This window comes from Lentzea rhizosphaerae, assembly GCF_042649515.1.
Lineage (GTDB): Bacteria > Actinomycetota > Actinomycetes > Mycobacteriales > Pseudonocardiaceae > Lentzea > Lentzea aerocolonigenes.
Map to the genome: position 1 here is coordinate 1 of NZ_JBHRZI010000047.1, position 2,078 is coordinate 2,078.

The window sequence follows — 2,078 nt, forward strand, 5'->3', positions numbered from 1 at the left end:
GTTTACATGGAGAAGGAAACCGGCTGAGAGCGGCGGTGGAAAAGTCGGCCACGGTAGCGGCGGAATAATCCAGCCGCGGGCGGAGTAAAATCCGGCCACCTATTTCCTTTCTGCAATGATCGCAGGAGGGACAGGGGATCTACACCGTGGAACTTTATTTGAGGGTTCGCCTGGCTGTTTCGGAAGGGATGAAGCAGCGTCAGGCCGCGAAGCATTTCAACATCTCGCGAGAGACCGTGGCCAAGATGTTGGCCTATTCGACACCACCCGGCTATCAGCGTCGATCACCGATCCGGCGTCCGAAGCTGGATGCGTTTGTTTCGACGATCGAGCATTGGCTCGACGAAGATCTGAAGATGCCGCTAAAGCAACGCCATACTGCCAAGCGTGTGTTCGACCGCCTGCGTGATGAGTGCGGTTTCACCGGCGGCTACACGATCATCAAGGACTACATACGCGAGCGGGATCAGCGTCGGCAGGAGGTGTTCGTGCCGTTGTCGCATCCGCCCGGCCATGCGCAGGCCGACTTTGGCGAGGCGACGGTGGTGATCGGCGGCGTCGAGCAAAAGGCGCGTTTCTTCGTGCTGGATCTGCCGCATAGCGACGGCTGCTACGTGCGGGCCTATCCTGCGGCGGTGGCCGAGGCCTGGGTCGACGGCCACATCCATGCATTCGCCTTCTTCGGGGCCGTGCCGCAGTCGATCGTCTATGACAATGACCGTTGCCTGGTGGCCAAGATCCTGCCCGACGGCACACGCAAGCGGGCGGCGTTGTTCAGCGGCTTCCTGTCCCACTACCTGATCCGGGATCGCTATGGCCGTCCGGGAAAGGGCAACGATAAAGGGAATGTCGAGGGACTCGTCGGTTATGCCCGACGTAATTTTATGGTGCCGATCCCGCAGTTTGCGACATGGGATGCGTTCAACGCCTTTCTGGAAGAGCAGTGCCGCAAACGCCAGCGCGACAAGCTGCGCGGTGAGAGTGAGACAATCGGGGAGCGGCTACAGCGTGATCTGGCGGCCATGCGTCCGTTACCGGCGTCTCCCTTCGATGCCTGCGACCAGGCCAGCGCCAGGGTGACAGCCCAGTCGCTGGTGCGCTACAAGACCAACGACTATTCCGTACCGGTCGCCTATGGCCATCAGGACGTCTGGGTCCGGGGCTATGTCAATGAGGTGGTGATCGGCTGCCGCGGCGAGATCATTGCCCGTCATCCGCGATGCTGGGAACGGGAAGACGTCGTCTTCGATCCCGTTCATTATCTGCCGCTGATCGAGCAGAAGATCAATGCGCTGGATCAGGCGGCTCCACTCCAGGGCTGGAACCTGCCGGACGAGTTCGCGACGCTGCGCCGCCTGATGGAAGGCCGCATGGCAAAGCATGGCCGACGGGAATACGTGCAGGTTCTGCGCCTGCTGGAGAGCTTCGACCTTGCGGACCTGCATGCGGCCGTGAAGCAGGCGATACAGCTCGGTGCGATCGGCTTCGATGCGGTCAAGCATCTGATCCTGTGCCGGGTCGAGCGCCGGCCACCGCGGTTGGATCTGTCGATCTATCCCTACCTGCCGCGGGCGACGGTCGAGAAGACCTCAGCGAAAGCGTATATGCGCCTCCTGTCGTCTGATGCGGGAGAGGCGGCATGAGCACCGAAGCACCCGACATCCTGCTCGCCCACTATCTCAAGACCCTGAAGCTGCCGACCTTCCAGCGCGAGCACCAGAAGCTGGCCCGGTTATGCGCCACCGAAGGCGTCGATCATGTCGGATACCTGTTCCGGCTTGCCGAACGGGAGATGATCGAACGGGACCGCCGCAAGGTCGAACGTCGGATCAAGGCGGCTAAATTCCCGATCGTCAAAAGCCTCGACAGCTTCGACTTCACAGCCATCCCCAAGCTGAACAAGATGCAGGTGCTGGAACTGGCCCGCTGTGAATGGATCGAGCGCCGGGAGAACGTCATTGCGCTGGGCCCGAGCGGCACGGGTAAGACGCATGTCGCGCTCGGTCTCGGCCTGGCCGCGTGCCAGAAAGGCCTGTCCGTCGGGTTCACGACAGCGGCCGCCCTGGTCAGCGAGATGA

The 2,078-nt window shown here is 61.8% G+C and carries 2 protein-coding genes; both read left to right on the plus strand.

The features are described from left to right. Window positions 1-146: 146 nt before the first annotated feature. A complete protein-coding gene (istA, locus tag ACFOWZ_RS43125; protein WP_382379779.1) occupies window positions 147-1,643 on the plus strand; it encodes an IS21 family transposase in 1,497 nt (498 codons plus the stop codon). Then, window positions 1,640-2,078, plus strand: a 439-nt coding sequence (locus tag ACFOWZ_RS43130) for an ATP-binding protein (RefSeq protein ID WP_382379780.1), incomplete at its 3' end; no start/stop codon positions are given. The genes istA and ACFOWZ_RS43130, both read left to right, overlap by 4 nt.